This window comes from Thalassotalea litorea (assembly GCF_043642205.1).
Lineage (GTDB): Bacteria > Pseudomonadota > Gammaproteobacteria > Enterobacterales > Alteromonadaceae > Thalassotalea_A > Thalassotalea_A litorea.
The window spans coordinates 26,076-50,812 of the sequence record NZ_JBHZSG010000022.1 but is presented as its reverse complement, the minus strand read 5'-3'; the positions used below and the strand labels follow the sequence as shown (position 1 = coordinate 50,812).

22 protein-coding genes are annotated in these 24,737 nt (G+C 45.3%); 9 read left to right on the top strand and 13 right to left on the bottom strand.

All coding sequences use genetic code 11. The annotated features are described in order from the left end of the window. Positions 1-112: 112 nt before the first annotated feature. The 3 genes from ACHUFQ_RS10940 to ACHUFQ_RS10930 form a co-directional block, all read right to left on the bottom strand. Entirely contained in the window at positions 113-892 is a 780-nt protein-coding gene (locus ACHUFQ_RS10940) for a segregation and condensation protein A (RefSeq protein WP_394175507.1), read from the bottom strand. Positions 893-987: 95 nt separating this feature from the next. Then, positions 988-1,608: an L-threonylcarbamoyladenylate synthase gene (locus ACHUFQ_RS10935; protein ID WP_394175503.1), complete on the bottom strand. Its 621-nt coding sequence runs from the start codon at positions 1,606-1,608 to the stop codon at positions 988-990. Between the two features lie 52 nt (positions 1,609-1,660). Beyond that, positions 1,661-2,596 carry a PHP domain-containing protein gene (locus ACHUFQ_RS10930; RefSeq protein ID WP_394175502.1) on the bottom strand — a complete coding sequence of 312 codons (936 nt, stop codon included), beginning with the start codon at positions 2,594-2,596 and terminating at the stop codon, positions 1,661-1,663. Positions 2,597-3,010: 414 nt separating this feature from the next. Here ACHUFQ_RS10930 and ACHUFQ_RS10925 point away from each other — a divergent pair, with 414 nt between their 5' ends. From ACHUFQ_RS10925 to ACHUFQ_RS10890, 8 genes are all read left to right on the top strand, one after another. Then, positions 3,011-4,696 carry an anthranilate synthase component 1 gene (locus tag ACHUFQ_RS10925; RefSeq protein ID WP_394175500.1) on the top strand — a complete coding sequence of 562 codons (1,686 nt, stop codon included), beginning with the start codon at positions 3,011-3,013 and terminating at the stop codon, positions 4,694-4,696. After that, entirely contained in the window at positions 4,697-5,326 is a 630-nt protein-coding gene (locus ACHUFQ_RS10920; protein WP_394175498.1) for an aminodeoxychorismate/anthranilate synthase component II, read from the top strand. It begins immediately after the preceding gene. 17 nt (positions 5,327-5,343) lie between these two features. Beyond that, complete coding sequence (trpD, locus tag ACHUFQ_RS10915; protein WP_394175496.1) at positions 5,344-6,351, top strand: anthranilate phosphoribosyltransferase; 1,008 nt, start codon at positions 5,344-5,346, stop codon at positions 6,349-6,351. Continuing rightward, entirely contained in the window at positions 6,344-7,741 is a 1,398-nt protein-coding gene (gene trpCF / locus ACHUFQ_RS10910; protein ID WP_394175494.1) for a bifunctional indole-3-glycerol-phosphate synthase TrpC/phosphoribosylanthranilate isomerase TrpF, read from the top strand. Before trpD ends, trpCF begins: the two co-directional genes overlap by 8 nt. A 98-nt stretch (positions 7,742-7,839) precedes the next feature. After that, positions 7,840-9,054, top strand: coding sequence for a tryptophan synthase subunit beta (gene trpB / locus ACHUFQ_RS10905; protein ID WP_394175492.1), 1,215 nt, complete (start codon positions 7,840-7,842; stop codon positions 9,052-9,054). Beyond that, complete coding sequence (gene trpA / locus ACHUFQ_RS10900) at positions 9,051-9,869, top strand: tryptophan synthase subunit alpha (protein ID WP_394175491.1); 819 nt, start codon at positions 9,051-9,053, stop codon at positions 9,867-9,869. The genes trpB and trpA overlap by 4 nt, the downstream gene beginning before the upstream one ends. A gap of 121 nt (positions 9,870-9,990) precedes the next feature. Further along, on the top strand, positions 9,991-10,167 hold the full coding sequence (locus ACHUFQ_RS10895) for a DUF2897 family protein (RefSeq protein ID WP_394175489.1): 177 nt from the start codon (positions 9,991-9,993) through the stop codon (positions 10,165-10,167). Between the two features lie 390 nt (positions 10,168-10,557). Then, complete coding sequence (locus ACHUFQ_RS10890) at positions 10,558-10,806, top strand: GlsB/YeaQ/YmgE family stress response membrane protein (RefSeq protein ID WP_394175487.1); 249 nt, start codon at positions 10,558-10,560, stop codon at positions 10,804-10,806. A 181-nt stretch (positions 10,807-10,987) separates the two neighbouring features. Here the strand turns inward: ACHUFQ_RS10890 and ACHUFQ_RS10885 are convergent, their stop codons facing one another. Next, complete coding sequence (locus ACHUFQ_RS10885) at positions 10,988-11,266, bottom strand: peptidylprolyl isomerase (RefSeq protein ID WP_394175486.1); 279 nt, start codon at positions 11,264-11,266, stop codon at positions 10,988-10,990. Positions 11,267-11,443: 177 nt separating this feature from the next. Between ACHUFQ_RS10885 and can the strand changes: the two genes are divergently transcribed. Continuing rightward, the gene (gene can / locus ACHUFQ_RS10880; RefSeq protein WP_394175484.1) at positions 11,444-12,040 is read left to right on the top strand and encodes a carbonate dehydratase; all 597 of its coding nucleotides are present in this window, start codon (positions 11,444-11,446) and stop codon (positions 12,038-12,040) included. 127 nt (positions 12,041-12,167) lie between these two features. Here the strand turns inward: can and ACHUFQ_RS10875 are convergent, their stop codons facing one another. The 9 genes from ACHUFQ_RS10875 to nuoJ all read right to left on the bottom strand — a co-directional run bounded on the left by ACHUFQ_RS10875 (position 12,168) and on the right by nuoJ (position 24,723). Beyond that, positions 12,168-13,535: a metal-dependent hydrolase family protein gene (locus ACHUFQ_RS10875; RefSeq protein ID WP_394175482.1), complete on the bottom strand. Its 1,368-nt coding sequence runs from the start codon at positions 13,533-13,535 to the stop codon at positions 12,168-12,170. A gap of 287 nt (positions 13,536-13,822) precedes the next feature. Continuing rightward, positions 13,823-14,875 (bottom strand): 4-hydroxyphenylpyruvate dioxygenase, encoded by a 1,053-nt coding sequence (gene hppD, locus ACHUFQ_RS10870; RefSeq protein ID WP_394175480.1) that lies wholly within the window; start codon positions 14,873-14,875, stop codon positions 13,823-13,825. A gap of 973 nt (positions 14,876-15,848) precedes the next feature. After that, the gene (locus ACHUFQ_RS10865) at positions 15,849-17,627 is read right to left on the bottom strand and encodes a DEAD/DEAH box helicase (protein ID WP_394175478.1); all 1,779 of its coding nucleotides are present in this window, start codon (positions 17,625-17,627) and stop codon (positions 15,849-15,851) included. A 453-nt stretch (positions 17,628-18,080) separates the two neighbouring features. Continuing rightward, positions 18,081-18,842, bottom strand: a complete 762-nt coding sequence (locus ACHUFQ_RS10860) for a DUF4097 family beta strand repeat-containing protein (protein WP_394175476.1) — start codon at positions 18,840-18,842, stop codon at positions 18,081-18,083. 251 nt (positions 18,843-19,093) lie between these two features. Continuing rightward, a complete protein-coding gene (locus ACHUFQ_RS10855; protein ID WP_394175475.1) occupies positions 19,094-20,581 on the bottom strand; it encodes an NADH-quinone oxidoreductase subunit N in 1,488 nt (495 codons plus the stop codon). Next, positions 20,578-22,056 (bottom strand): complex I subunit 4 family protein, encoded by a 1,479-nt coding sequence (locus tag ACHUFQ_RS10850; RefSeq protein WP_394175474.1) that lies wholly within the window; start codon positions 22,054-22,056, stop codon positions 20,578-20,580. Before ACHUFQ_RS10850 ends, ACHUFQ_RS10855 begins: the two co-directional genes overlap by 4 nt. Next, complete coding sequence (gene nuoL, locus ACHUFQ_RS10845) at positions 22,053-23,900, bottom strand: NADH-quinone oxidoreductase subunit L (RefSeq protein WP_394175473.1); 1,848 nt, start codon at positions 23,898-23,900, stop codon at positions 22,053-22,055. Before nuoL ends, ACHUFQ_RS10850 begins: the two co-directional genes overlap by 4 nt. A 2-nt stretch (positions 23,901-23,902) precedes the next feature. Beyond that, positions 23,903-24,211 carry an NADH-quinone oxidoreductase subunit NuoK gene (gene nuoK / locus ACHUFQ_RS10840; protein WP_394175472.1) on the bottom strand — a complete coding sequence of 103 codons (309 nt, stop codon included), beginning with the start codon at positions 24,209-24,211 and terminating at the stop codon, positions 23,903-23,905. Next, on the bottom strand, positions 24,208-24,723 hold the full coding sequence (nuoJ, locus tag ACHUFQ_RS10835) for an NADH-quinone oxidoreductase subunit J (RefSeq protein WP_455342390.1): 516 nt from the start codon (positions 24,721-24,723) through the stop codon (positions 24,208-24,210). The genes nuoK and nuoJ overlap by 4 nt, the downstream gene beginning before the upstream one ends. Positions 24,724-24,737: the final 14 nt, after the last annotated feature.

The following is a 24,737-nucleotide window of genomic DNA, read 5'->3' as shown; positions in this document are numbered from 1 at the left end:
TATCAATAAAATCTATGTTGTAACTGAACCTCTGCCCTAACTCTGAGTTGTGCACAAACTTAGTGTGATTGGTATAAACCCGGCGTTATTGCTTAACAAAGGTTGTTCCATGTCAAACGGATTTTACCTGAATATGGCCAAACACCTGTGATTGCACGCATTCTACCAGAGATTCCTTAATTAACTCCAGAATCGCCAGAAAAGTTACCACTACACCAGCCCGACCTTCCTGAACCTGAAACAAATCGCTAAATTCAACAAACTGTCCCGGTTTTAATTTTGCTAAGATTTGGCTCATGCGCTCACGTGTCGACAGGTTTTCCCGCTGAATATGGTGATGTTCAAAAGCTTCGGCGCGTTTCAACACGCCTTGCATGGCCAATACCAGATCCTGAAGATCGACCTGAGTTTCTACGACTCGCGGTTGATAACTTTGAGGTAAATCTACATTGGCCAGATGAACATCGCGCTCCAGTCTCGGTAACTCATCCATATCTTCAGCCGCTTGTTTAATGACTTCATATTCCTGCAAACGACGGATAAGCTCAGCACGGGGATCTTCTTCTTCATCCTCAACCGTGGTTTTTGGCAGCAGCAAACGAGATTTGATCTCGGCAAGAATCGCCGCCATCACCAGATATTCGGCGGCCAGTTCAAGCTTCAATGACTTCATTACATCCACGTATTCCATATATTGGTGGGTAATTTCAGCAATCGGTAATTCGACAATATCAAACTTTTGCTTGCGGATTAGATACAGCAATAAGTCCAAAGGCCCTTCAAAGGCTTCCAGAATGATTTCCAGGGCATCGGGCGGAATAAATAAATCCTGAGGCTTTTCCACCACCGCTTCACCATGAACCAGGGCCAGAGGCAAGACTTGCTGTTGCATAACACCTTGCTCAATATCGCTCTGAGGTTCCGCTAAGGAATGTTCACGGATGGTGGTTGTGATTGTTGTCGTTGTGGTTGTCAAATCCAATCCTGTTACTCAAACGGTGCTACAGGCCCTTCGCCATGGCGAAGGATCTGTGGATAATCATCGGTTAAATCCACCACGGTTGTTGGCTTTTCCCCAAGATATCCGCCGTTTAAGATTAAATCTACGCGTTTCTCTAAGTTATCACGGATCAGTTCCGGATCAAATTCTGTGCTGTCATTGCCCGGCAAAATCAGACTGGTGGACATTAAAGGCTCCCCCAACGCTTCCAATAACGCCATGGCAATCGGGTTTTCGGGAATACGGATACCTATGGTTTTCTTTTTATCATTCAATAACCGTCGCGGCACTTCCTTGGTCCCTTTAAAAATAAACGTGTATTTGCCCGGGGTATTGTTTTTGAGGATACGAAAATAGGCATTATCCACCCGCGCGTATGTGGCCAACTCCGATAAGTCCCGGCACAACAGTGTAAAGTTATGGTGTTTATCAATATCACGGATGCGACAAATTCGCTCTAACGCCTGTTTATCGCCGATATGGCAACCTAACGCATAGCCGGAATCGGTAGGATAGACGATCACCGCACCTTGGTGGATCATCTCACAGGCCTGTTTGATTAATCGAGGTTGTGGATTATCCGGATGCATATAAAAAAACTGACTCATTACCACTTCCTTCTACGTTTGCTTAACCAGCCGCAACTTACATTAGGCATAATTAGGTCCATTGTTGCCAGACAACATTGGTGCCTTCTGGTACAGCCAAATTACGCCCTAAATCGCTCCAACGGGTTGGATAGTGAAAATCCGATCCCACGGAAGCAAGTAATTCATACTCGTGACAAAAGCCGAATAACATTTGTTGCTGCTGCGGATTCATCTGTGGTGACGCCACTTCAATGGCCTGACCATCGACCGCTTTAAAATCAAGGATAAGCCGGCGCAACCATTTCGTCGACAAGCCATATTTCATCGGATGGGCGATCACCGATATACCGCCTGCCGCACGAATTGCAGCAACCGCTTGGGCAATCTCAACCCAACCCGGTTTTACATAAGCTCGCTGACCTTTGCCCAGATACTTATCAAAGGCTTTTTGCATTGCACTTACATGCCCCTGATTTAATAATACTTTAGCAAAATGTGCGCGGGTAATACTGCCTTCCCCAGCCAGTTTTTTTGCCTCGTCATAGACGTTAATAAACCCAGCTTTTGCCAGTTTGTCACCAATCCGTCGCGCCCGGTCTTCACGGGTTTGTTGTTGTTTTAAAACGATTTCAGTAATCGCCGGATGTTGCTCATCAAAATTCAGACCCACAATATGGATTTCAAACCCTTGCCAACTGGTGGAAACTTCAATGCCGGTAATCAATCTCAACGGTAACGCATTTTCCTGAATGTGAGCTTTGGCGAGAGGTATCGCGGCTACGGTATCGTGATCAGTAATGGCCAGCTGATCGATTTGATAATTAGTTGCCCGATCGATGAGTTCTGCAACCGTTAAATGACCATCGGAACACAGGGTATGGGAATGGAGATCAACCCGCAGGTGCTCGCTGCTTACGTTTGCATCCCCGTTAGAAATCAACCGTGATTCACCCTGACCCGAAACCGGGTTTTGTGGGATTTGATTGGCCATTGCATTTTTTTGCAAGAGTTTTTACTCCAGAGGTTGACTTACGGCGTATTTTGCTGTTTTCTATACAAAGAATTTACATTTTACGTGGAAACAAGCCGTAATGGTACAGGCAAAGCTAGTAATTACTACGATTATTTGGTGGTGGCATAACTCAACATAGTGGGTTATGAGGCTTTGCGTATTCGCGAAAAATGACTTAAACCCGCTTAACGAGCGGGTTTTTTCGTTTTTAGGCATTAAAAACAAATAGTTATAACTAATACCAATTACGAAGGACGTTTACCCATCGTTTTAATTGCTAACTGACGTAGACATGCCTTGGTAACAAGCAATGTTTAAAAACAACGCCTGATAGCAATGCTGCAGATGGCATTAACCCTAGTACACGGATTAATTAAACCCGGTTTTACTCACAATTTGGCAATAATAATGAATCATTTTCAACACACATTTTCGACTCAGGTACAGACAGAGATTCTCCATGGCGCCTATCAACAAGATCCCTTGTCCCTGTTTGCCCAGTTAACGGCGAACAAGCAGCACTGTTTATTGCTCGAGTCTGCGGAAATCAGCGATAAGCGCGCGCTTAAAAGTATTTTGTTAATCGATTCCAGCGTAAAGGTTGAATGTCACGGCAACCGCGTCGATTTATATGCGTTAACGGCAGATGGCGATGCCCTGCTTCGGCAGTTAAAAGACTATTTTTCAGCCGACCACTTCGCCAGCGACCTTCAAGTTACCGACACCGCCGACAAATTCGAAAATGCGAAAGTGCCCGAACAATTGGTGAGTCAATGTCATGTCGTTTTCAGTACACCCGATGCTCAGTTAGACGAAGCGTCACGCTTACTGGCACTGAACCCGTTTGAAGTATTGCGGGTTTTACAAAACATGGCGCCAGACAGTACCAGTCCTTATGCCACCTTTTTAGGTGGTGCATTTGCCTTTGATTTGATCAGCGTCAGTGAACAATTGCCGAAGGTTAGTGACAGTGTGAATCAATGTCCGGATTTTGTGTTCTATCTTGCCCGTACATTGGTGTTAATTGACCATCAGCAACAAACCACGCAGTTTATCAGCAACAGCTTTAGCGTTGGGGAAAATGCCCCAGTGAAGCAGCACCTGGCGGCATTGCATCAGCAATGTGAGCAATGGCTATTGATGGACCCTCCCCAACAAAAGACGTCTGAAGGCGACGATGTAGCTATCAATTCAGTCGCTGCAAACATCACCACAGAGAGTCTGCCGGTGGACGTTAACGTCAGTGATGCCGAGTTTTGTCAGCAGGTAGAAGACTTAAAAGAGCATATTCGTGCCGGTGATATTTTTCAGGTAGTGCCGTCAAGAACGTTTTCTATCGCTTGTCCAGATACGGTTCAGGCTTACCGCCAGTTAAAACGAACCAACCCCAGCCCGTACATGTTTTATCTTAAAGACGATCGTTTTGAGTTATTCGGGGCATCGCCGGAATCGGCTCTGAAATTTACCGCCAGCAATCGTCAGGTAGAACTTTATCCGATTGCCGGTACCCGAGGCCGTGGATTCCGCCGAGATGGCAGCTACAGCGATGATCTCGATGGTCGTATTGAGTTAGAGCTACGCAACGATATTAAAGAAAAAGCAGAACATTTAATGCTGGTCGACCTTGCCCGCAATGACATCGCCAGAGTCAGTGTCGGTGGTACTCGTCATGTCGCAGAATTGTTGAAGGTGGATCGCTATTCACACGTCATGCACCTAGTGTCCCGGGTCGTTGGCACATTGCAAGATGAACTGGACGCCTTGCATGCCTATCAGGCCTGCATGAATATGGGCACCTTATCCGGCGCACCAAAAGTTCGGGCAACGGAACTTATCCGCCAATTTGAAGGCCAGCGACGCGGCAGCTACGGTGGTGCGGTCGGTTATCTAAACGCCAGCGGCGATATGGATACCTGTATCGTCATCCGCTCGGCATTCGTACAGGATAACAAGGCCTACATTCAGGCTGGCGCCGGGGTGGTATATGATTCCGATCCCCAGGCTGAAGCCGATGAGACACGACAAAAAGCTCAGGCGGTTATTAAAGCCATTCAATTAGCGCAAGCAGATTTAAACACAAAGGAGACGGTGTAAATGCAATCGGTAAAATTATACATGTTAGATAATCTCGATTCGTTTACCTACAACCTGGTCGATGAATTTAAAACCCTTGGCTTTGCGCCAGTGATTTACCGTAACACCGTCAGTGCTGACTATATCTATCAGACAATGCTCGCGGAAAAGGATCCGGTGATTCTGGTGATTTCACCAGGTCCCGGCTCTCCATCCCAGGCCGGTTGTCTGATGGAGTTACTGCAACGTTGCTGCGGTAAATTTCCGATTCTTGGTATCTGCCTGGGTCATCAGGCACTGGTTGAGCATTATGGCGGTAACGTCGAACGAGCCGGAGAAATCGTTCATGGCAAGGCCTCTTTGGTCGCTCACCAACAACAGGGCCCGTTTGCGAATTTACCAAGTCCCCTACCCGTTGCTCGCTATCATTCATTGATTGCTACGAATATGCCTGACACATTAACGGTTATCGCCGACTATCAGGGGATGGCAATGGCAATCGAGCATTCTCAGGACAAGGTTTTAGGTTTTCAATTCCATCCGGAATCATTGTTAACGTCTAAGGGCAGCCAGCTACTCGAACAAAGTTTTCAATATCTGCTTGATGGTGAAAACGCTTCCTCTGTGTCTTCAATGCAGACTCATCGTTAAGGAACAAGGATACGTATATGTCTCAACTACTCGAACAAATAATAGCAGGCAAAGATCTTAGCATAGATCAGGCGCAGCAGTTTTTCAGTCAGGTCGTCAATGGTGAAGTGGCCGGTGAACTGCTTGCCAGCGTTTTGACTGCATTAAAAATGAAACAGGAAAGTGCCAGTGAAATCGCAGGTGCTGCCATCGCGATTCGTAATGCCGCCACCGATTTTCCGTTGACGCGAGATGATTTAATCGATTGTGTTGGCACCGGCGGGGATGGCGCGCATACCATCAATATTTCCACAACATCAGCCATCGTTGCCGCCGCCTGCGGCCTAAAAGTGGCTAAACATGGTAACCGTAGTGTCTCCAGCAAATCCGGGTCTGCGGACCTGCTGGAAGCCTTTGGCGTCAATCTGCAAATGTCGCCCGAAACGGCGGCAAAATGCATCGAACAAGCCAATCTTTGCTTCTTGTTTGCGCCCCAGTATCACAGCGGGTTTCGCCACGCGGCACCGGTACGCAAAGCGATGGGCGTCAGGACGTTGTTTAATATTCTCGGCCCGCTCGTTAATCCCGCCAGTCCAAGCATCATGTTACTTGGTGTCTATAGCCCTGATTTATTGCAACCTATGGCGCAGGCCTTGCAAAAAACAGGTGTGAAAAGAGCCTGGGTTGTGCACGGCAGTGGTCTTGATGAAGTGGCCATCCATGGTGAAACCCAGGTCATTGAAATTAATGGTGACACCCTGATAGAAAAAGTCGTGTCTCCGGCATCGTTTGGGTTAAACCAATATCCGCTGACAGATATCACCGGTGGCGAACCCGAAGAAAATGCCGAATTTACCAAAGCGATCCTTAGTGGCACTGGCAAGGATGCACATCGCGACGCGGTGGTGATCAATACTGCCGCATTACTTTACCTCGCCGGCAAAGCCGACGAGCTACCCGCCGCAGCACAACAGGTGTTGTCCGTGCTTGAGTCCGGCGAGGCTTTGAACACGTTGAATTCAATGGTGGAGATCAGTCGTGGCTAATATTTTAGAAACCATCGTCGCGGATAAACGTATCGAAATTGCCGAGCGCAAACAGGCGTTCCCTTTATCTAATTTTATCAACACGCTAGTGCCAAGTCGCAAAGATTTTTATGCGGCTTTGAGCCAGGAAAATGCGGGTTTTATTCTTGAATGTAAAAAGGCGTCGCCTTCCAAGGGACTGATCCGCGAGGATTTTAATGTCGGTGAGATTGCCGACATCTACCAAAAGCATGCGGCCGTAATCTCGGTATTGACCGATGAAAAATATTTTCAGGGCACGTTTGACTACTTGCAGCAAGTGACAAGTCGAGTCGATTGCCCAGTGCTAAACAAAGATTTCTTTGTCGACGAATATCAAATTTATCTGGCACGTTATTACGGCGCAGACGGCGTATTGTTAATGCTAAGCGTGTTGAACGATGAAGAATACACCCGCTTAAGCGAACTGGCTCATTCATTAAATCTTGGGGTATTAACCGAAGTATCGAATGAAGAAGAGACCCAACGAGCAATTCGCTTAAATGCCCGTCTAATCGGAATCAATAATCGCAACCTAAGGGATCTTAGTACGGATATTACCCGTACCTTAGAACTGGCACCGATGATCCCCAAAGATCGGCTAGTAATCAGCGAGTCTGGGATTTATCACAATCATCAGGTACGCGAGATTGCTCCCGCTGTTGATGGTTTTTTGGTGGGGAGTTCGATTATGGCGCAAGCGGATATCGACCTTGCCTGTCGAACACTTATTTATGGTAATCATAAAGTCTGCGGCCTGACTCAAGTTGAAGATGCGATAACCGCAGCCTTAAAAGGCGCAGTATACGGTGGCCTAATTTTCGTTGAAAAGTCACCGCGCTATGTTGAACCAGAGAAGGCTATGGCCATTATCGATGCGGTATTTGCAAAGGGTCTTGCACTTAATTTTGTTGGTGTATTTGCCGACGATGATATTGAACAGGTTCAGCGTCTGGCTACCGATTTAAAGCTTAGTGCGGTGCAACTGCACGGCTCAGAAGACCAAGCGTATATCAATAAATTGAAACCAGGACTGCCACCCGGCTGTCAGATCATTAAGGCCGTTAAAGTTATCGATACAGTGCCAGAACTAAATTTGGATGAACTAGGCAACGATTTATATTTACTTGATAGCTATAAAGGCGGAAGCGGCAAGGCATTTGACTGGCAATTGATTGAAGGCAGTGATGCCCTGTTTAACCACAGTTTTCTCGCTGGCGGTCTGGCCCCGGATAACCTCGATAAGGCGTTAACCTTGTTGGATAATCAGGAGTTTTACGGGTTGGATATGAACTCCGGACTCGAGGTTTTCGCAGGCGTTAAGTCCCCGGAAAAAGTGGCGTTAGCGTTTAGTAAAATCCGACGCTATTAACAGATTAGCGACGTTCTAGAGACGCATTAGAAACGCTTTAGAGCCGCATAAGCAAAATTAGGTAATTGGAATTTAATACGGACAAAAAAGGCAGGTCCATGAATAAAACAGAAACACAATACAATGACGCGTATTTTGGCCAGTTTGGTGGCATGTACGTCAGTGAGTTACTGGTGCCAGCGCTTGAGCAGCTGGACCAGGCATTTAAAGATTCACAGACAGACGAAGAATTTAAACAAGAATTCGAAAAACTGCTGCACAGTTATGCGGGTCGTCCAACTCCTCTGACATTATGCCGGAATTTAGTGGCAAATCCCTTAGCTAAGATATATTTGAAACGCGAAGATCTATTGCACGGTGGAGCCCACAAAACCAATCAGGTGCTGGGTCAGGCTCTGCTTGCAAAACGTATGGGGAAAACTGAAATCATCGCAGAAACTGGCGCCGGACAGCACGGTGTTGCCACTGCCCTAGCCTGTGCACTGCTGGGTTTGAAATGCCGGGTTTACATGGGGAAAGTGGATTGTGAACGTCAACAACCCAATGTGTTTCGGATGAAACTTATGGGGGCGGAAGTTATTCCTGTGACCGCAGGCAGTGGAACCTTAAAAGACGCGGTCAATGAAGCTCTGCGTGATTGGTCGGCAAATTACGATAAAGCACACTATCTGCTCGGTACGGCCGCCGGTCCACACCCGTTCCCGACCATCGTCCGGGAGTTTCAGAAAATGATCGGCATTGAAGCCAAACAACAGGTTCTTGCCGAACAGGGTCGTCTACCTGATGTTGTTGTTGCCTGTGTTGGTGGTGGCTCTAACGCCATTGGCATGTTTACCGACTTTATCGAAGAACAAGGGGTAAAACTGGTTGGGGTTGAAGCCGGTGGTAAAGGCGTGGAAACCGACAGCCATGGCGCCACCTTAGTTGCGGGCACCAAAGGCATGTTGCATGGTGCATACACCTACATTATGCAGGATAAATTCGGACAAATCGAAGAGTCCTATTCGGTATCTGCAGGTCTCGATTACCCAGGAGTTGGCCCGCAACATGCATTTTTAAAAGAAACGGGGCGAGCTGAATATGTGCCGATTAACGATGATGAAGCATTAGCGGCGTTTCAACTATTAGCGCAAAAAGAAGGGATTATCCCGGCGCTGGAATCTTCCCACGCCCTGGCGCAAGCTTTGAAAATTGCTGACAGCGCCACTGAAGAAACCGTGATATTGGTGAATCTATCCGGTCGCGGCGACAAAGATTTACAGCACGTTTATGACATATTACAAGGCGATAACTACCGGGAGAACCATTCATGAACCAGGCAGGGTCTAGATACAATCAGTGCTTTGCACAATTAGCGCAGCGCAACGAAGGCGCCTTTATCCCTTTTGTAACCATAGGCGATCCAAATCGGCAACAATCCCTGGCAATTATCAAAACCTTGGTTGATGCCGGTGCCGATGCATTGGAGCTTGGGATCCCTTTCTCAGATCCGAGTGCTGACGGATTAACCATTCAAATGGCAGGCAACCGTGCCTTGGGTGCCAACATCAATACTGAAACGTGTTTTGAGATCCTTAGCGAGGTCAGAGAATACAGCCCGCATACGCCAATAGGCTTATTATTGTACGCCAACCTGGTATTTGCTTACGGATTGGATGCGTTTTATCAAAAACTGGCGCAAATTGGTGTTGATTCTGTATTGCTTGCCGATGTACCGATTCGCGAAAGCGCCCCTTTTGTTGAGGCCGCACAACAACATGGCATTGCGCAAATTTTCATCGCACCGCCTAATGCCGATGAAAAAACATTACAGCAGGTTGCCGAATTGAGCACTGGCTACACCTATGTCTTGAGCCGTGCCGGTGTAACCGGTACAGAAGTTGCGGCGGCGATGCCGTCGGATCAACTATTGAGTCGGCTCGCCAAGTACGGCGCGCCAGCGCCTGTGTTAGGGTTTGGCATCTCAACCGCTGAGCACGTCAAAGATGCGCTGGCCAGCGGCGCAAAAGGCGCCATTAGCGGCAGTGCTACAGTTAAAATCATTGAGGAAAACCTGCACCAACCTGATACTATGTTGGCAAAGCTGACTCAATTCGTGCAACGTTTAAAACAAGCGACGATACAATAACCGTCTCGCTTTATTCATCGTATGATGAGTACGCTAATTAGAGAAACTGCATTGCGATACCCGGACAGCAGATTTTTTCCTGACCGGTTATCGCTTAGCAAACAGACACAACGGAGCATAAATGAACATCACCACCGTAGCGATCATCTTCGCCGTACTAGGGTTTATTATTGGTGGGGTGTATTTTATCTATAAATCTGCCCGTAAATTCAACCTCACAGAAGAGCAAAAACAGCGTATTGCGCAGCGTAATAAAGCGTTAGATAAACAAGAGCAAGCTGAACGAGATAACGAGTAGTAATCTGGCGTATGTAAATAGTGTTGTTGGTAATTAACGGCCAAATTTAGATGCCAGGCAGGAGTGTTTCATTAACCAGTGAGCAGTTTGTTTTACACAAAACCTTGCCGTTTGCTAACCTATAGCGAACAATTGCCGGCTCTATTGTCGTTTAACAAGTAGCTTTCATTGGCCCCGACGTTATGCTGCCAACCATGCATTTTTGAAGCTAAGCCTATCGCATCCATTCCATTGAATCATGGCCAAACATCATAGTTCTTTGTTTTTTCAGCTATCCTTAAATCAACCTTATGTCTGACTCTTCGTGCTTGATTGGCTAAAAATTCCGGATCTTGAACAAGAAATGAAAGACATAGTTTGTTCTCCAGTTTGGGTGAAGAGAGGTAATCCATGGAAACACAAAGCTTAATTATATTTCTCATTATTGGTGGTGTTGCGGGCTGGCTCGCGGGCTTGCTAATGAAGGGCGGTGGTTTCGGAATTATCGGCAATATCATCGTCGGTATTATTGGTGCCGTGATTGGTGGGTATGTATTCGGTTTACTGGGTATTTCCGCTGGCGGTATTCTTGGTTCAATTATTACCGCCACTGTAGGTGCTGCAATACTGTTATTCATTGTCAAACTAGTCAAAGGCTAGCCAGACACTACAGTCCTTTTGTAACCTGTGCTTTTATTTTATAACAAGCCTGGTAGTCAATCAGGTGTTTTGTCGCTGATAACAAGACACCTGCTACTTTGAGTGTATTCTCATGCTCTGATTTGACGATTAGCGTGTAACAATTCAATATGTAGCCGCGCGCGGGCAGCCTGTTGCCGCGTTAATTACGATAAATAGTCTGAATTAAATGAAAACCAAACTGGGTTCTTACCGGGCCGTGAATTTTTAAGACTTCCTTTTTAAATACGACATCATCAAATGCTTTAACCATTTGTCCCTTGCGAAATTCGCCTAAATCGCCACCGCGCTTACCTGAAGGACAAGTAGAATATTTTTTCGCAAGCTGACCGAAATCTTCCCCTTGTTCCAGACGTTTTTTCAACTTATCCGCCAGAAATTTATCTTCCACCAATATGTGCCTGGCACTAGCTGTTGCCATTACAACTCTCCACAACTAAATTTTCGTAACTCAATTTTAATCAATGATCGGGGTTTTGCCTAACATAAACATAAGCAATTAAACAAAAATTAACTGATTAGACCATTAGTTATTCACTTCCCTTAGATCTGAGTTTTTCCTACAATAGCGAAAATAAACCCGACTCTGAGAATTCACATGAACGATATCAATCATCTATTTGAGCAAAATAAGCAATGGGCCGAAAAAATCACCAACGAACAACCGGAGTTTTTTGACCAGCTTTCTCAACAGCAAACGCCCGAATATTTATGGATAGGATGCTCGGACTCGCGCGTGCCAGCCAATCAGTTGTTAGGTTTATTGCCCGGTGAAATTTTTGTTCATCGCAATATTGCTAATGTTGTTGTGCATACCGATTTGAACTGCTTATCGGTTATTCAATATGCCGTTGAAGTGTTAAAAGTAAAACATATTTTTGTATGCGGCCATTATGGCTGTGGCGGAGTTGCGGCATCAATGACTGATGCTCAGCATGGCCTTATCGATAATTGGTTACGTCATATCAAAGATGTACAGCGTTTTAATCAAGAGGAATTAGAAAGCTTATCTGAGCAGGAAAGATTCAACCGGTTATGTGAGCTCAACGTCATTGAACAGGTGAAAAACGTCGCCAATACGACTATGGTTCAAAATGCCTGGAATGACGGTCAACCGGTTACAGTACACGGTTTTATCTATGATATTCACAATGGTATTTTGAAAAACCTTGAGGTGAGTGTAAGCGGTAGCTAACCGCCCTAAATATTGCATGTTTAGGCATATTGCACCCATGTATTGTATTGAGTAAGCGCCTATAACCAAAAAGTTCAGCTAGATCGCTGAACTTTTTTTTCATTTTTATCGGGCAATGGTGGCTAATTTAGTCAATGATATTTTTATGAATGTCACCATTTTTCATAATTAACTTAAATTTGGTTTGGTACTCATTTAACACTTCCAGTTGTTCTAGCGGATTGCCATCAACCAGTACCAAATCGGCATAAGCGCCCTCTTTTATCACCCCTAAATCACCATATTTATAGGGGTTCATGTCTCCAGACCAACTAAGAACTTCAGCGGCATCCGAAGTTCCCATTTTCATAATTTGATAAGGCGTAGCGCCGACCTTTTGCATCCAAACCATATTATCTGCCTGACGAGTGTTATAAGCCGGACCGAACATATCGCCACCGGTTACAATTAACACATCATGTTCCAATGCCCATTTAAACATTTGCGTAGCGCCTTTATTAACCGCCGCAGCTTTGACCTTTTGATCTGGATTAAAAAAGGTGATGGATTCCGGATCGCCAAATGCTTCTAACGACATTACCGCTTGAGCCGATAAGGCAACACCTTCATCGGCCATACGCTCAATGGTTTCTTCGGAAACCAAAAAGTTATGTTCAATTACTTTGACACCGGCATCAATAGCCCGGTTTACACTACGATCGTGATAGGCATGAACCAAGACATATGAACCATAATCTCTGGCAACTTCAACCGCCGCTTCGAACTCTTCTACAGAGAATTGCGTAGCGTGGATTGGGTCGAATTCACTGGCCACACCGCCACCCGCCATCAGTTTTATCTGCGTGGCTCCGGCTCGAAAATTCTGCCGAGCGGCACGGCGAACCTCGGTTTTACCATCAACGATATAACCAAATCCATGTCGTTCTAAATCATCCATGGCACCCGGTTGATCATTAAAACTGCCGGTATCAGCATGGCCACCGGTTTGACTTAAAAAGCCGCCAGAGGGAAAAATTCTCGGGCCCTTTAACAAGCCATTGTTGATTGCCTTAGCAATGCCTAAATCGTTGCAACCTGCACTTCTCGCCGTGGTAAAACCTTGATCGAGATACTGCATCATGGATACATAGGCCCTTGCGCCCATGGTCATTTGGTCGTAATCATCACGCCCAGTAAGCATCCCTTCCTGAATACAAAAATGTGAATGCATATCAATTAATCCGGGGATCATGGTCATTTCATTGCCATCGATTACCGTAGCATCATTATTTGCATTAAGGTCTTTGCCAATCGATTTAATCAATTCGCCTTCTATTAATACATCCTGAGGACTACTTAACTTTTTAGAAGTACCATCCCAAACCTTGACGTTTTTAATTAAGGTCTGCGGTAATGGTTCTTCCTCGAAAGAAAAAACCGAGGCGGAAAATGCTAAAAATGAAGTGACCAGAGCTATCTGGGTAATGGATTTAAAACCACGTAAAAACATAGACATCAACCTAAATTCGTTGTTTGAATTAAAACGTCGAAGAAAGATAAACCTCGAAAGGCTAAAGAGTTTCTTCGCCTGAATTAGGTATAGCTGATATTGGGTCTGGCATGGCTTTTGAGTTAAATAAAGCTATCAAAATTGCTTTCGGGTTGGCGTAATCTGGTCAAAAATAATCAAAACAATAATATGTATTGCCATTTTGAAACAAGAAAAAAGCACCAAGACTACAATCTTTGGTGCTTTTTGGTTGGGAACACGTTTTAGGGCGTTAACCCATAAGCTGCTTAGAGTTAAAGCGTACCACGCTCCATTTGGTTTAGCTCAATGGATTCAAATAAGGCCTGAAAGTTACCTTCGCCAAAGCCAAAATCACCTTCACGTTGGATCATCTCAATAAAGATTGGACCGAAGATGTTTTTAGTGAAAATCTGCAATAAGTAGGTATTTTCTTTTTGACTATCCACCAGAATTTGATGTTCTTGAACACGCTTCTTATCTTCTTTGATCCAAGGAATTCGATCGAAAACATCATCATAATACGAAGGAAGAATATTCAAGGTATCGATATTATCGCGACCTAGTTTATCCAATGAACCGACCAGATCTTTAGTAATAAATGCCAGATGTTGAACGCCAGGGCCATTGTATTCATCTAAATATTCGTCAATTTGATTGTTTTTCGAACCTTTACCTTCATTAATCGGAATGCTGAAGTTGCCGCAAGGTGATTGCAACGCATAAGAGACCAATGCCGTTTTTTGCCCTTTAATGTCAAAGTAGCGTACTTCCTGGAAGCCGAACACGTCTTTATAGAAATTTGCCCACTTCTCCATCGTGCCCTGATACACATTGTTGGTTAAGTGATCGATAGCAAGAAACCCCTTGTCTTCGACCATTTTTCTTTGATTTTCTGGCAGTAATTCAAAATCATTTTGATAAATAGTGCCTTTATCACCCCAGACATCGATAAAGTAGATCAAGCTATCGCCGATACCATAAATGGCGGGATACGGTAAATCTTTGTTGGTTGCTTGTGTAGCTGGTTTCGCGCCGCGTCGCACAGCTTCTTCAAACGCAAACTGCGCGTCTTTTACTCGCCAGCCCATTGAACAAATTGCCGGACCATGAGATTTCGCAAATTCGCTAGAGAACCCATTACGCTCATTGTTCACTAAAAAATGAATATCGTTCTGATTGTAATAAACGATATCTTTACCTTTAAATTTGCGTACTTTTGAAAATCCAAATTCTTCAAAAACTTTATCCATAAAGTCTGTATCTGGTGTGGCGTATTCTGTGAATTCGATACCACATAAACCAATAGGGTTTTTTACGTCTGTCATAATTCTTCTCGAAAATAAGCGATACCTTGATTATTAATCGAATCATGTCTGGGAAAAAGGCCGCTACGGCAGCAGAGGAGGGCGGATCGTAAATCAATTTTTACAAGCAAATTGATCAACTAGACACCACTACGTCGCCAGCATTATATGGGGCTGGCCGCACGCTGTAAGGAATTAGTTACAGCAAAATATCACCGACCAGGTTGCCTATGATTAATCAAAATAATGGATGAACATAATCCCCCGGTGTCCTTAAAAAAATCCCCTTTCAGGTCACGTTTACTAGACTCCTTAACTAGACACCCTCCCTAATCAAAGACACGTTAACTAGACATCCACCCTAAACAACTCACGAACAAGACAGCCAACGCAGTCGGCTTCCAGGCAACCTCCCCCATTACCGCTTCAACTTTTTTCTTTGTAAATTTATGCGCTGGTTAAATGCCCTATTAATCCGCAATCAAAAACACCAGCAGGATCACCGCTTGCCTCCTCCTTCTAACAACCTATACCAATCACATTAAATTATTGCTCACTCAGTGAGAATTTAAAGGCTTTTAGACAAGGCTTTGATTGCAGAGAATGGTTATTCCGCTCTTAAAATGAGCCAAAATCAGTAACGTAGTTCAAACGCCTTTAAAACTCACCCGTAGGGAGTTTACCTTAAGGCCCATTTACGGCCCTATATTTCATTAATATAGAATGACTATATCAATGAAATCTTTGTTGTAACTGAACCTCGGCCCTAACTCTGAGTTGTGCACAAACTTAATGTGATTGGTATTACCTCAATCCTGTGCTCGGATGTCTGTTGTGATTCGGATAGATAATGTGGGTGTCTTGCTAACTGATCATACGGACCTTGCGATCGTTAAGCATGGGTGTCGTGATAGCTGAATTGATAACGGGTCTTTTGCGATACAAAAAAGCCAGCGTCTCGGCTGGCTTTTTTATTTATATGGCTTGGGCCGGATTAGCGGCTTTGGCGGTTAGCGCGTGGGCGGCTTTGTTGATTAACCACTGGCGCATCAGATACTGAAATGTCCAGAGTCTGTCGACGTACACGAACCTTGCGTAATTGGTTGTACGCTTCTTTTGGCATGCCTTTAGGCAGTTGCACTAAACTATGGCGATCATGTAAGTTGATTTGACCAATATACGCGCTGTCCAAAGAGATTTCATTTGCGATTGCGCCAACGATATCACCAGGTTTTGCACCATGCTCTTTACCAACTTCTAGACGATATGTCTGCCAATCAACATCTGGTCGAGCCGCTTGACTGCGACGACGCTCCGGACGTTCACCACGATTGCGGTCACCACGCTCACTGCGCTCACCGCGATCTCGACCACGACGCTCACCACGATCGTTACGATCACGGCCTCGAGTCTCACGATCCGCACGGTCACGACGTGGCTTAGGATCTTCTTTTGGCTGGAACGGCTGCTTAAGCTGCGCATTATACAATAACGCTGCCGCTAACTGCTCAACAGTCAATTCTGACTCTTCAGCCATTTTCTGCATGATCTCAGCCATTTTATCTAGCTCAACATTTGCAACGGTTGCTGCTAATGCCTGACGAGCACGCTCGATTCGACGCTGACCAATTTCCTGAATACTCGGTAATTCAAAGGTATTGATAGTGCCTGATGTAGCACGCTCATAATGACGCAAGTTATACATCTCACGAGGTCGAACAAATGATATTGCCGTACCTTCACGACCTGCACGGCCAGTACGACCAATACGGTGAACATAAGATTCGCTGTCACCCGGCAAATCGTAGTTTAGGACTAAATCGATACGTGGAATATCTAGACCACGAGCAACAACGTCGGTTGCGATCATGATAGAGATTTTGCCATTTTTCAATTGCTCAACCGTGCGCTCACGTTGCGCCTGGTTCATATCACCATTTAGCGCTGCACATGGATAGCCTAAACGCTCCAGTTGCTCTGCTACGGTAATGGTATCGTTACGAGTTCGAACGAAAATCAATAACGCATCATAGTCATACGTTTCAACAATTCGCTCAATTGCGGTATTTTTGTTGATGCCTGAAACTTTCCAGGCTAACTGGGTAATGTTGGCTTTTTCTTTCTTTTGCGCGGCAATTTTGACATGCTCAGGATCCGTCAAAAAGCGATTCGCAACTTTACGAATTGCTGATGGCATAGTCGCGGAAAATAGTGCCATTTGGGTTTCTTTAGGTAAGTGATCAAGGATCCACTCGATATCTTCCAAAAAGCCCATATTTAACATTTCATCGGCTTCATCAAGCGCACAAAATGAAATATCACCAAGTTTCAGAGTCTTGCGACGCAAATGGTCCATTAAACGACCCGGCGTACCGACAACAACCTGAGCACCTTTTTCCAGCTGTGATAACTGTGGGCCGTAAGATTGACCACCATATAAGGTTGCGATGCGCAATCCACGCATATTCGCAGCAAAGTCTTCTAACGCTTCAGCAACCTGAATCGCCAGCTCTCGTGTTGGAGCAAGTACTAACATTTGCGGTTTGCGTTGATTTACATCGATATTGGCAAGTGCTGGCAAACCAAAGGCGGCGGTTTTACCCGTACCGGTCTGCGCTTCACCTAAAACGTCTTTACCCGCCATTAGTGGGCCAATCGTTTTCTCCTGAATCGGAGTCGGTTGTGAAAAACCAAGTTTATTAAGTGAAGTTAGAATAAATTCGGGCAAGCCAAGGGCTTCAAAGCCGTTTTCGGCATTGATTATATCAGTCATTAAATTGTCTTCTCAGTAGGCAGGTAAACCTGCAATAAAAAAAGAGGAAACCACCGGAAGACTTATGGCACGTAAAAGAGCATATGTTGATTTATGCTCGGCAAGTCAGTTGGCGGAAAAACCCCAATCCCAATCCTGGCCAATGCTTTAATCGCTAAAGCGGGCGTAACCCAATACAATTGAGCGCAGGATAATCAAGGCGCGAATCATACCTTGTTAATTAATAAATGCAAGATAAACCGGACAAAAATCACCCATTACCGGGCCATATTTACATTTGTGCAAAACTTTATACCAATCACATTAAGTTTGTGCACAACTCAGAGTTAGGCTCAGGTTCACTTACAACATAGATTTCATTGATATAGTCATTCTATATTAATGAAATATAGGGCCGTAAACGGGCCTCTCACTAACTCCCTACAGGTGAGTAATAATTAAATGTGATTGGTGTTAGCTGCCGATATTGAAGCCACCTTTAACGCCGGTAACACTCAAGCCACCGGAACCGGCTTCGGTGATCGTTAATCCACCAGCGCCTCGAACGGTGATAGCACCAGAGCCATCATGAATGGTAACTTCACCTACCACGTCTTCAATCAATAATTCACCGGAACCATCATCCACGTTGACATCACCACCAACATTACTCAACGTGAGTGAACCAGAGCCATCATCAACGCTAAGATCACCGCTCACATCCGTTATGGTTAACGACCCTGAGCCATCATCCACGTCGACTTTACCCTGTATCCGGGCAATATCCATAGAGCCAGACCCATCTTCAATATCAAGATCGCCGTGGATATCTGTTATCGACATTTCACCACTGCCATCGTCCACGGTTAATTGCATTGTTTTCGGTACGGTAACCTGAACATTAATATGTGGCGAGTCACCACTCCAAAAGCCGCTGGTATTACCGTGCTCGGCTACCAACACAGCGGTATCACCGTCTTGCTCCAATGTTAAGGTATAATTTTTTTCTTCTGTGGTATGAATTTGTGCACTCACCTGAATTTCTGTTGCACCTTCAAGACCAACAACGTTTAGAGTGCCGGCGCCAGCACTAATATCTAAATGGCGAATGCCTTGTGATGACATGGCTAACTGTTCATTCAGTTCCACATCGGCCGATGCAGCACCAACGTGAATGATACAACCGGATAATAAAAGCGAAGATGTTAAAACTGCAGCAATGGTATTGTATTTCATATCCCTGGACCTATTTTTTATTTGTAAATACTGTAACTGAAAATAAGGGAACATTTTAGTGCCAGATTGGCTCTCCCCTATTGGTTGTCTTTGTAATTGAATATTCAATTATTAAGCCACATTTTGTAACCGGTTGAATTTGTTGAGTTTTAAGGTTTTGGGCGTGAGAAAATTCACTACCGATTACCTTATCAGTAGTGAGATATCTAATTTTGTTACATTTTTAACAAAAATATCGTCAAAACGACTAACTAAAATCGTTGGCTCGCTTCATTGAAGATCACCGTTACCGGTTCTGATTGAAAAATGAGTTGGCTTGCCAGGATATCCGGGAAAACACCAAGCGCGACTATAATCACCGTTAACATTCCCATAACGGTAGCATGGGAAATGGTAAAGTTTCCCGTTTTTTCCGTCGACATAGTTACGTCACTTGCAATCGGTTTGGCCAATATGCAGAAGATAATACTCAGGTAATAATACAGTGCGATACCGCTGCCGACGATCAATGCCGATATCGCCCCCCAAAGTTGGTTTTCGATGGCAACCGTAAATAAGTAAAATTTGCCAATAAACCCTGCGGTAAGCGGGATTCCCGCTAAAGACAATAACGCCAGAATTAAACAGCACGCCTGCAAAGGGCGCTGCCAAATCATTCCCTGCCACTCGCGCCAGTCATCTTTGTCACGATACCCGTGCGCTTTTGAGCTTGCGGAAAGATAAATCATGATCACCAACGTAGCGATGATGTAAACCAGAATGTAAAACACCCCGGATTTTAGCGCCCAGGCTACAGATTGTTGGGATTGAATCGCCAACACAATAATTAAATAGCCCATATGCGCAATGGACGAATACGCGAGCAGACGTTTGATATTCTTCTGAGTCAGAGCGAGAAGATTCCCCACTAGCATCGACGCGATGGCAATACTTAAGAGCAAAAATTGCAACGAATCATTGTTAAAAATCGCCGATACCAACCAAAACTTCACTAAGATGGCAAACATTGCCGCTTTAGACACGGTGGCCAGCATTAACGTAACCGGCATAGGGGCGCCCTGATAAACATCCGGGGTCCAGGCATGAAATGGCACCAAAGATAGCTTAAAACAAAATCCCACCATGATCAGAACCAAACCGGCTTGCCCAAGCATTTGCAGGTTTTGCTGATCGGGGACCTGGTACGCCAGGCTCATATCGCCAGTCGCACCATAGACGAATGCCATACCCAGCAGCATCACTGACGAGGCTGTTGCGCTTAAAATAAGATATTTAAAACCGGCCTCCAAGGTATGCTGACGCAAGTGCAGGTAACCTATCATTCCCACCAAGGATAAAGACAGTAACTCGAAGCCTAAAAATATCGCGGCAAAATGATTGGCTAAGACTAAAATATTGGCGCCAAGCACGGCAAGTAGCAATAGCACATAGTATTCGTCGTGAAACTCCACGGCAGAGCGCAAATAACCATAGCTCACCCAGACAGCGACCAGACTACAGGATAAAATCAATACATTAATCGTTAATGAGAAAACATCTAAATACAACAAAGGGGTAACTGGCAGGTTAACCTGGGCGATAGCCGGATAGTGCGCCATTAACCCCAGTAAAATGGCACTGGCGGTAAAAAAGGCAATGCTATGTTGTGAGCGTTTAAATGCTATCAGCAATAGCTGCATGACAATAGCAAGCGACAGGATCAGTTGTGGAGCAATAGCAATAAATTGTTCGAGGATCATAGCTTACCTCCAATCAATTGGGCGTCAGCGACCGTAGGATAAATGGCATCAAAATGCATTAACAACGATTGTGGGAATAATCCGAGATAGAGCAGCAAGCCAAATAAGATGCTGCATAACAACCATTCATGGCCACGCAAATCTTCAACGGCAGAATGTGTTACTGGCTTTCCCTGAAAACTTTGTTGGAACAGATACATGCCATAAATTGCCGAACCTATCATTGCCGTGGCGGCTAAAGCCGTTGCTACGGGATGGTTTGCAAATGTGCCGGTTAACGTCATAAATTCACCAACAAAATTAAGCAACCCCGGCATCCCAAAGGCTCCGGCGACGAAGGCCAGTAGCATTCCTCCCATACGCGGTGCGCTGGCAAACAGGCCGCCCATTTTATTCAGGTCTCGGGTATGCAACCTTTGATAGAGCATACCAGCCATAGCAAACAGCGCAGCACTGCTTAACCCGTGAGCAACTAATGTAACTATCGCGCCATGATAAGCAATAGGGGAAAATGAGAATAGCGCCAGAGTAACGAATCCCATATGACTGATGGAAGAGTATGCCACCAGGCGTTTGAAGTCTGTTTGCGCAAATGCCATCACTGCACCGTAGATAATTGAGATCACACCAAGGGTGATTGCAATGGGCGCGAATTGAATACTGGCCTGTTCAAATAGCGGCAAGACGAATCGCATTAACCCGTAGGCACCGGTTTTTAACAATACGCCTGCAAGTAATACGGAGCCGGCGGTAGGTGCCTGAGTATGAGCATCGGGTAGCCAGGTGTGAAATGGAAAAGACGGCAGTTTCACCGCAAAGGCGACGAAGAATCCAAACATTAGCCAAGTCTGCAATGGCATGGCTATATCCAATTGTTGCCATTCAAAATAGTTAAAGCTGAACTGACCAAATTGCTGCTGATAAATAAACGCCATAACGATGATGGCGACTAACATCAATAAACTGGAAACCTGAGTAAAGATAAAAAACTTAATGGCTGCATAGCGCCTGTTTTCATGACCCCATATTGCGATCAACGCAGTCATCGGCAGTAACATGACTTCCCAGAAGAAAAAGAACAGAAACAAATCGGCGGCAGCAAACACACCAATGATGCCAGCTAACGCGGCAAGCAAATTAAAATAGTAGAAGTTTAAATGTTGTTTGATCTCGGTTACGGAAACCAGAATACACACCAGTGCCAATATTAAGGTAAGGGCCACTAGGATAAAACTTAAGCTATCGATAAAGGTGGCGTATTCGATACCCAGACTGGAAATCCAGGGCACCGACACCAAAGGCATTGCCTGATGAAATAAATCCTGGTGATGATTGGCAAACTGAGCCAGCATCACAAAACTGGTTAAAACGCCGGCGGACGCCACATAAGGTAAGCTACGCGCAAACTTTTTCCCCACCAACAGCGCAACTAAAGCGGTGAACATTAAAATAATGATGATATTGGTAAAGATCATAGAATGACTCCCAATAGCAATAAACCGGTACCGATGCCCAGGGTTGCCGCATACCAACGCAAGCGGCCACTTTGCACCGCTTTCATCGCACTATGCCAGGTAAACGCATTCCAGCTAATCAACTGAACCAGCGAATCAACGACATCGTTACGATTAATCCTGGCCAGCCAGACAAAGGGCTTTACAAGCAAGGTGTCATAGGTCGCATCAAACCCAAGGCCATTGCGACTAAACCGATAGGTGCTGCTGGTGCCAGGTTGAGGTTGGGGTCCATCGGTTTTAGGAAAAAATAACAGATAGGCAACGCCTACCCCTAGCAATGGCGCAATAATCGCCACGGTATGCAACCATGCAGGTCCCTGCTCTGCCCCAGCTTGTGGCACTTGATTAAACACCTGCTCTAACCCTGTTGGTATATAACCGCCAATCAGAGCAAGCAGTGCCAGTGCCATTAACGGCACAACGATTAATCCATGGCGTTGTTCCTGTAAGGTATGCTCTGAGTGGTATTGTCCAAAAAAGGTGATAAAAACCAACCTGAAACTGTAGACACTGGTGATAAATGCGCCGATCACTGCTATCCACCAAAATACGGGGCCTGCGGTTGGCGATTGCCATAACTGACCAATAATGGCTTCTTTGGAAACAAACCCGGAAGTCCCGGGAAAGGCGATAAGCGCGGCGATACCGATTAAGAATAATATTGATATCAGCGGCATTCGTTTTAGCAGACCACCCATTTTAAAGATGTTTTGTTGATGATGAACCGCGAGAATGATTGCACCGGCCCCCAGGAACAACAGCGCTTTGAAAAACGCATGAGTCATTAAATGGGTCACTGCGGCGACATTAGCGCCAGCGCCTAAACCCAACATCATATAACCAATTTGGCTCATCGTTGAATAAGCAAGTACCCGCTTAATATCCTCTTGAGCCAAGGCTGCTATACCTGCCAGCAATAAGGTCAAACTTCCAACCCAGGCCACCAGATTGAGTATTTCTGGAGCCAGTATATACACCCCTTGCATACGGGCAATCAAATACACACCAGCGGTGACCATGGTTGCTGCATGGATCAAAGCACTCACTGGTGTTGGTCCGGCCATCGCATCAGGTAGCCAGGTATGAAGAGGTAATTGTGCTGATTTGCCAACGGCACCACCAAGCAATAATAAGGCGATCCACCAGGCAGCCTGAGCCGATAATGGCGAGTCTTGCTGTTGTGCCAAAATCTCCTGAATATTGAGGGTATTGGTTTCCATAAACAGGTAAAACAACCCTAATGCCAATAACGTATCGCCGATGCGGGTGACAATAAATGCTTTTCGTGCGGCCATTGCATTACCCGGATCTTTATACCAAAACCCAATGAGCAAGAAGCTACACAAACCGACGCCTTCCCATCCCAGATACAACAACACCAGATTTTCCGCCAGCACCAGCAGTAACATGGCGCAGATAAACAGGTTCATATAGGCCATAAAGCGACTGTAATTGCCATCATCGCGCATATACGCGGCCGCAAAACCATGGATTAAGAAACCAACGCCGGTCACGACTGCGATCATCACCCCTGTTAACTGATCCACGTAAAAGGCAAAACGTACCTCGTGCTCACCGAGCATAAACCAGGTCCACAGATAGTGAGTTAAGCCGACGCCATCACTGCCGCCATTAACCGCTTGCTGCAACTCATGGATCACGACAACGCTGGCCAGAAAACTCAAACCAACCCCGGTTAACGCAATCATGGTGGCCAAGTGCCAGTTCAGGCGTTTTGAAAAGGCGATCAGCAATAAGAAACTTAACATTGGAAAAAACGGTAATAGCGTCAATGCTGTCATCATCATCCCCTCATTTGCGACAAACCATCGACATCAATATTATGTCGCTGATGTTGCATCCGGATTAAAAGCGCCAAACCGATTGCAACTTCGGCAGCAGCCAGAGTCAGAATCAAAATAAACATAATTTGACCATCAGCCTGTTGCCATAACGAACCTGCACCAACAAATGCCAGACCAACCGCATTAAGCATGACTTCCAGGCTCATTAGCATAAATAAGGTATTGCGCCGCGCCAGTACGCCGATAAAACCAACACAGAATAATAACGCACTGATCAAGAACACATGGGTAATCGGGATATCGATCATAGATGCTCTCCCTGACTGCTGTATTTGGCAAAGTGATAACCCGCAATGAGCCCGGCCAGTAGTAAAAATGATGCGATTTCAACCGCTAATAAATAGGGTCCATATAAGGCAATTCCCACTTGCTTGGCACTAACAATTCCAGCTTCAATTTCTTTATCCACAGATCCGGTAAATAAGATGAATGCCAGCATAATGGCGAGTGTCAGGGTAAGCACTAGCGGTCCAAACCAGGTTGAAAACCAGGATTGCTGAAACAATGCCGGTGGTCGGTCGCCCTGTAAATCAAACATCATCACTGCAAACACAAATAGCACTAAAATAGCACCAGCGTATACGATAACTTCAAGACCTGCGGCAAAGGGAGCACCAAGTAGATAGAAGCACAAAGCAACGGCGAGCAAAGACACCACCAAATACAGCAATGCATGGATCGCATTCTCCCCGGTTACGACTTTGATACTGGCGATAAAGGCGATGGCTGCGGCGAAATAAAAGATCCATTCCAGATTCATGTGTTCATTTCCTG